General features: G+C 40.0%; 7 protein-coding genes. 4 read left to right on the forward strand and 3 right to left on the reverse strand.

Annotation, left to right across the window (positions count from 1 at the left end; translation table 11 throughout):
* Positions 1-30: 30 nt before the first annotated feature.
* Complete coding sequence (locus JKG64_RS18790) at positions 31-894, reverse strand: SDR family oxidoreductase (protein WP_210355794.1); 864 nt, start codon at positions 892-894, stop codon at positions 31-33.
* Positions 895-1,037: 143 nt separating this feature from the next.
* On the opposite strand from JKG64_RS18790, the gene JKG64_RS18795 reads away from it, so the two are divergent.
* Entirely contained in the window at positions 1,038-1,391 is a 354-nt protein-coding gene (locus JKG64_RS18795) for a winged helix-turn-helix transcriptional regulator (protein ID WP_210355795.1), read from the forward strand.
* A 3-nt stretch (positions 1,392-1,394) separates the two neighbouring features.
* Positions 1,395-1,868: a Cys-tRNA(Pro) deacylase gene (gene ybaK / locus JKG64_RS18800; protein WP_210355796.1), complete on the forward strand. Its 474-nt coding sequence runs from the start codon at positions 1,395-1,397 to the stop codon at positions 1,866-1,868.
* 4 nt (positions 1,869-1,872) lie between these two features.
* On the opposite strand, the gene JKG64_RS18805 is transcribed toward ybaK, so the two are convergent.
* Positions 1,873-4,542, reverse strand: a complete 2,670-nt coding sequence (locus tag JKG64_RS18805; protein ID WP_210355797.1) for a TonB-dependent receptor — start codon at positions 4,540-4,542, stop codon at positions 1,873-1,875.
* 3 nt (positions 4,543-4,545) lie between these two features.
* Positions 4,546-5,430: a GLPGLI family protein gene (locus JKG64_RS18810; protein ID WP_210355798.1), complete on the reverse strand. Its 885-nt coding sequence runs from the start codon at positions 5,428-5,430 to the stop codon at positions 4,546-4,548.
* A gap of 153 nt (positions 5,431-5,583) precedes the next feature.
* Between JKG64_RS18810 and JKG64_RS18815 the strand changes: the two genes are divergently transcribed.
* Together JKG64_RS18815 and JKG64_RS18820 are read left to right on the forward strand one after the other, a co-directional pair.
* The gene (locus tag JKG64_RS18815) at positions 5,584-6,090 is read left to right on the forward strand and encodes an RNA polymerase sigma factor (RefSeq protein ID WP_210355799.1); all 507 of its coding nucleotides are present in this window, start codon (positions 5,584-5,586) and stop codon (positions 6,088-6,090) included.
* Positions 6,080-6,697: a hypothetical protein gene (locus tag JKG64_RS18820; RefSeq protein ID WP_210355800.1), complete on the forward strand. Its 618-nt coding sequence runs from the start codon at positions 6,080-6,082 to the stop codon at positions 6,695-6,697. The genes JKG64_RS18815 and JKG64_RS18820 overlap by 11 nt, the downstream gene beginning before the upstream one ends.
* Positions 6,698-6,870: the final 173 nt, after the last annotated feature.

Genomic DNA, 6,870 nt, shown 5'->3' on the forward strand with positions numbered 1-6,870 from the left:
CCCAGTTCGGGAATAAGATCCATGCTATCATTATCCGTAATAGGCTGTTAGAAATTCTTTCACCTGTTGTGGTTCTCTCCCCAAGATATCCCTAAGGTCTTCTCCTGTTTTGCCAAACTCACCTACTTTTATGCTTTTTAAAATTCCAGCAAAAAGATCGACAACCATAGCTGGTAGTCCCGCTAGAGACAATCCCTTTCGATAATCTTCATCAGAGGCATCTACATAGTTGATTTCCAACTTAAGAATAGCACTCAAAAATGCAGCGATATCAGCGAAGCGAACACTATTTTCATTCACTAGATCCACCGTTTTATCATCAAAATCCTTACTCAACAACACCTTTACTGCTGCCTCTGCCAAATCCTCTCTAGAAGTAAAAGTAACTGGCGTATCACCTGCCGATGCAAATAAAACCTTGTTCTCACGGATTCCAGGTCCGATTATATCAGGTAGCATATCCATATATATACCATTCCGCAGTATGGTATAGGTCAGACCACTCGCTTTTAATAAATCTTCCGAAAGTTTATAGACCGGCATAAGCCCATTTGGGGAGTCGATCGCTGTCGATTGATACTGAAAACTGGTAAATACCACATGCGCTACCCCCGCTTCTTTAGCCGCGGCAATCACATTCCTATGATGAGCCTCTCGGTTTATCAAATCATTCGAAGAAACAAAAAGCACCTTTTCAACTCCTTTAAAGGCTTCTAGCAATGACGCATAATCCTCATAATCGCCGACCTTTACGTTCACTCCCTTTTCGCTTAGTGATTTTACCTTAGCCTTATCCCGGCTCAAGACAGTCAACTTGTCTGCACTTTCATACGCTAAAAAAGCCGAAGCTGCTGCGCTTCCTAAATGTCCTGTAACTCCTGTTATTAAATACATATTTTTAATACTTTAAATTTTATACTTACTTTTGGTAAGTCAAAGATAAAAAGTAAGCTATAAGCAGACAAGAACTTAACTTCCCGTAATCGACTTACCCGTAGGTTAGTTTTACTGATTATCAGCACAATAATTTTAAAGAAATGAACAAATTTTCTGATACCCAAAGCTGTCCTGTACGCAATATACTAGATCGTCTATCCGACAAATGGACTATACTTGTTATATTGGTTCTTGGCAATCACCCCAAAATGAGGTTTAACGAAATACACAAACAGATTGGAGACATCTCAGAAAAAATGTTAACAGTGTCACTTCGCAAGTTAGAAGCTGATGGTCTCATCTCCCGAGAGATCTATCCAGTTATCCCTCCCAAAGTAGAGTATCAATTAACAGAATTAGGCAAAGAGTTTCTCCCTCTTATTGCTACGATTACAAAATGGGCAGACCTACATATGCAGGAGATATTACAAAACCGTCAACAATACAATGCTTAACTTATGGCGCAAAAAACCAACGCAGTACGGTTATTAGACACCGCAAAAATAAACTATACACTTCGCGAATATGAAGTTGACGAAGATGACGTCAGCGCTGAACATGTCGCTTTATCTATGGGAATAGCTCCTGACCACCTTTATAAAACACTTGTTCTGAGAGGTACACAAGATCCTTATCTCGTTGCTGTTATTCCGGGAAATAGCCATTTAGACTTTAAGAAGCTTGCAAAAGCCTCAGGCAACAAAAACTGTGAAATGCTACCGATGAAAGATTTGCAACAAATCACAGGTTATATCCGTGGCGGATGTTCCCCAATAGGCATGAAGAAAGAGCTTCCTACATTTATAGAAGAGGCAGCACAACTCGAGGAAGCAATCTCAGTAAGTGCGGGGAAACGCGGTCTACAGGTCATTCTACACCCAGAGGATCTCGCCACAATGACGAACGCTGCTTTTGTAGATCTCGTCGGTTAACAAACTATTTAAAGTTAAACACAACCCGCAGAATCGCCATTCGTCCACGCAATTCATAGCTGTTCTGTGCTTGCATATTCGCAGATATTGTATAGGTCTCAAACTTCTTAATATTGGCAATATTGGACAGATTTAACTCAAAGTCAGTATTCCATTTCTTATGTCTATATCGAGCGAATGTGTCAAAAAAAACATAGCTAATACGCTCTTGTCCGGGTTGACTGCTATACAGATGTCGCGCACGTAGGTTCAGGTGAACAAGTCCGTAAAAACTAACTGGAAACCCAAGATTCTGCGACATATTAAAAGCATTGCGATTCAATCCCTCAGCGCCACCTTGCTGCTTTGTAGTACTCCAAGATAGTTGTCCTTGATAAGATAAATTCACTGATTTCCACAACTTAGTCTCGACAGCAGGAATCAGGTTATAACCAATATTCACAAACGGCAACAGCTCATTATTGAACAATTGATTATAGTCTGTCAGAGTCCAATTAAACCCAAGCTTCAGAGTACTTGTCAATGGAAAAATATATTTGTCCAAACCAAGGCTTGCTCTGTAGGAATTCACTTTATTCTCTTTAGCAATCAACTGTGCCTGCGTAATATCATCGTCGATAACATTCGACAACATGGAACTTGCAATGGACTGGCTATAATTTAATCCAAAATTCAAGAACAGCAATTGTATGGTCTTCGAAAGCCTATAATTCAATCCAAAATCGTTGTTACGGCTCTCATTAATTCCTCCACTATTCCTTGCCTGGGTTCTATAGTTTTGGATGATAAGCCCCCGATATACCCCTTCTATATTACCAAAGTTATTTCCACGGCGATAGGAAAAACTCAGCTCATCTTCCGATCCCACCAAATACTTAGCATTAAAAGCTGGATTAAAGAGTAACCTGTTCTGGCTCTGACTTAATTCAAAATAAGGATCTTCATAATGGGTACGTTGCAATGACAAAGGCAATGTCAAACGCGAAGAAAAACGTTTTGTCTTCCATTCATACTCCCCCTGAGCAAAAAGTGACGTACGAAGCCAATTTGTATTATTTGTGGCTGAATCTATTGCATCATGTAGAACCCGTCCCCCAGAGACAATATCAATAGTAGAATTCAATCGTTGGTCTTCGATCGACACACCTGCATTATAATATTGAACTATCTTCTTATTCGGCAGACGATACCCTACAGAAGCACGCGTAAAAAATGACGGCACTTCCAAATGCTGCCTGGTCTCTTCATAGACCTCACCCCCATTCATCAAATCTGGAAAAATTCCAGGAGCCAACGTCAACGTCTGCGGCTTCTTTCCATAATTCATATACCAATTCACCTGAATAATATCTCCATTTTTTAGCGCTGGTACATATTCCAATTGATTAGAAAATCCCTTGACCGTAAAATCCCGTGCCACATTAATCTCTTCCTCTTTACTATAAATTACAGCGCTACCATTTTCTTTTTGGTACTCCAACGATAACGCATTGTTGATATAGTTCTTTTCCTGATTTTTAGTCGCACTAAACCTAAACGCCCCCATCCATTGTTTAATAGCTGTAAGCTGTCTTTCGTCGAAGCTATACACCTTGCCATTGGTATTAAATGAAGTGCTCCCGGCATAGTCAAACGTATTTCTATCAACTAGGAGTTGAATATTTGATTTCAACTGCCACTCCTTCTTGGTATTCATTAAATTATTGGCATCCAACGCAGCCGAATTGTTCATAAAATAATTATTCTTATTCACTGGTGGACCACCAACTGTCCCAAGAGCCAAGAGGTTGTTTACTGGCGAAGTTCCCATATTAGACAATACAGTCTGCTTGTTGAACCCTGTAAAAGCGCCGCTTAAGTCGTCACCAATATTATTCCCACGCAATACATTAAGGAGCTTATGTTTTTTATTGAACAAAATAGCATTCACCTCGGCATCATATTGCTCTGGGAGCCCTCCTCCAACCTTCACCTGCCCTGTCAACTTTAGCTTTGCATCATCTTTAATGACAAGATTCAGCGCGACCTCGTCTGTATAACGCTTATTTTTAAGCACTTTCTTATGCTCATGATTATTTAATACCTGTACATCTTGCACCATCTTATGAGGAATAGTCTTCGAACCGATAGCATAGCGATCATCAAGCAAATCATCTCCATCGATATAGAAATTAGAGATGGCTTTGCCTTGATATTTTATCTGACCTGACTCCAAGACCTCAACACCAGGCATACGCTTCAATACATCTCCTATAGACCTGTCCTCCTCTTTGGCGAAAGACGACACATTATAAGCCAACGTATCCCCCATCCGCTGTATGCGAGGCCTACTTTTTATATCCACATCTTCTAGACGCACCATCGATTGTTCTAATTCAATCCTCATCTTTGTCCCGACAGTAGGAGGCAGTGATTTCTTTTTGTATCCCAGATGGTTTATTTCCAGATAAGCCCCAGTTATATCCCTGTCCGTAGACAATATGAAATTCCCGTTCTTATCGGAAGCCTTAAAAGACATCACCTTATGGTCTCCTGATTTGAGAAGCACAGTAATTGCATGTAGCGGATCCTGCGTCCCCTTATCAATCAACATCCCTTCGATAGTCGCTCGCTGCGCCATAATTGCAACTCCGTTCAACAGAAAAAGCAGAAAAAAAACGAGCCTTCTACGCATGTGCTATGGAATCAGTTCGATTGGATTGTTCGTAATTTTAGACGGTACATAACTGTCATCATTCTTGACATTTATAGATTTCACCTTCGAGGTATCTAGTGTAGCAGACGAGTTTGAATTACCAGAAGACGATCTAACCATAATCCCTCCAGAAACATTTGTGGTTGCGGAACTACGAGCGCTCATATACGCACTAGGATTGGCCCGAAATGCCTTCTGCAATTTTTCGACCTCCGATGCCGTAGATGCGATGGCCTTTTCCGATGGCGCTATCCGAATACCTGTCTCGTCCTCTATTTTGTCGAATCCAGCATACTCAAACTCAACCTCTCCTTTGCTATCTTTAGCAGAGAGAATCAATCCCGGCAGGCCATGTAACTTCCATGGACCTCCTGACAGAGGAATCTCCGTTGTAAACCACACCATATAATGGCGCCCTTTAAAGTCCGTTGTGGCCTTTTGACAGCTATATCCACCTATATCCTTTGTCTCCTCCAAAATTTCCCAATCCTGCTCTGGGTAGACACTTGATAGGACAAACTCATCGGTAGCCACCTTCACAATTTCAGTCATTTTCTGTTGTGCGGATTCAATAATGTACGTCTCACTAATTGGCGAAGTCCTTTTTAAAATAACCAAGTTTCCATCAAAAGCAGGATCATCCATCTGTTTTTTCATATCCTCCTGCATTCTCGTTCCCGAATAGCTAGCATAGTAACTACCTCCCTCGCCGAGATAAGTCACCACTTCATCTTTGATAAACTTGTCCCGTTGTGTTGTATCATTTACATGTTTAAAGTTATAATGTACCTTAGCCAAAGGCTTTTCTTGAGTGTAGGACTTTGTTGCCCCAAAGAGCAGTAGTCCAAAAAATAGTATTCTTTTCATTTAATTACGGTTTTGTAGTAAATATACGATTTTTCCGTAGACATCAAATTTTATTAATCTTTTATAGAAAATATTTGTAACGAATCCTACATTGCATAGACTTACTGACTAAATTTAGAATAACTTGATGAATTATAACAACCAAATAAAGCTGTGAACCAATTGAACGAAAAACTATTCTTGAATCACATCGACGAGCATAAAGGCATTCTCCACAAAGTAGCTCGCATGTATATGCACAACAAAGAAGATCGCGAGGACCTCCAACAGGAGATTATCGTACAACTTTGGAAATCATATTCCAAATTCAAAGGAGATTCCGCTTTTTCAACTTGGATGTATCGCGTATCTATAAACACTGCCATCACCTATTTCAAGAAAGATAAACGCCGTAGCGATCGCTATGCCTACGACGCCACTTATGAGCCTGAGCATGAACCCTATAATACAGACAAAGAGAAACAGCTCGAACTCTTTTATTTGGCTGCGCAACAGCTCAATAAAATCGAAAAAGCCCTCATCTTTTATTTTATGGAAGGCCTGTCTCATCGTGATACCGGCACATTATTAGGAATCACCGAGGGCAATGTTAGGGTAAAACTGAATCGTACAAAAGAAAAATTGCAAAACATTATAAAGAAACTAGACCATGAATTTTGAAGAACTAAAATCAACGTGGAATGCTGATCCCACACAGGAAGTACATATTCCAACACATATCAAACAGTTACGTAAAGCACAACATCCCCTGGATAAACTAAAACGCAACATGAAAAACGAAGGTTATATGCAAATCGTAGCTATTATCTTCATGGCATTTGCTCCACAGCTATTTGATCTTGCCCCAAACACCTACTTGATTTACTATACCAGCTACGCCATAGTCGTACTTGTCTCGATATATTACTTAAATATATTTCGCCACTTCTACCAGCGCGTCAGCCATTATACGAATGATACCAAAGACAACCTCAGCGAAATATATTACGAGTTCAAGTTGAATATTGAGCGCTATCATTCCTTTGGTTTTCTACTTATCCCATTTGTACTCGTGTGGACCTCTGTATATACCTATAGTCGTCTCATTGAGCAAGGGAAAGACCTCAGTGCGATAGCAGATTCCAACAAACAACCATTACTAATCGTTATATTAATTACCTTACTTCTTGTTCCATTGGCTATAATAGCCTGGACGAGATATTTCTACACTCCTTATACCAAACAAATCAAAACTGTGCTAGACGAGTTGAAAAAAGACGAACTCTAACCCCCCACCTATCGCTGTCTAAAAAGTTGTCCAACCAAAAGGTCAAACTTTTTAGATTCTGTGTTAATATACAAGTCAATTTTATATTTTTTTGTAATTTTAGGTTTTAGGCGGTCTTGTACCAGCCTGTTTAGGGTAGCCCTCGTTGGCTGCCCTAATTTGTATCTACCTTA

This window comes from Sphingobacterium tabacisoli, assembly GCF_017908035.1.
GTDB classification, from domain to species: Bacteria; Bacteroidota; Bacteroidia; order Sphingobacteriales; family Sphingobacteriaceae; genus Sphingobacterium; species Sphingobacterium tabacisoli.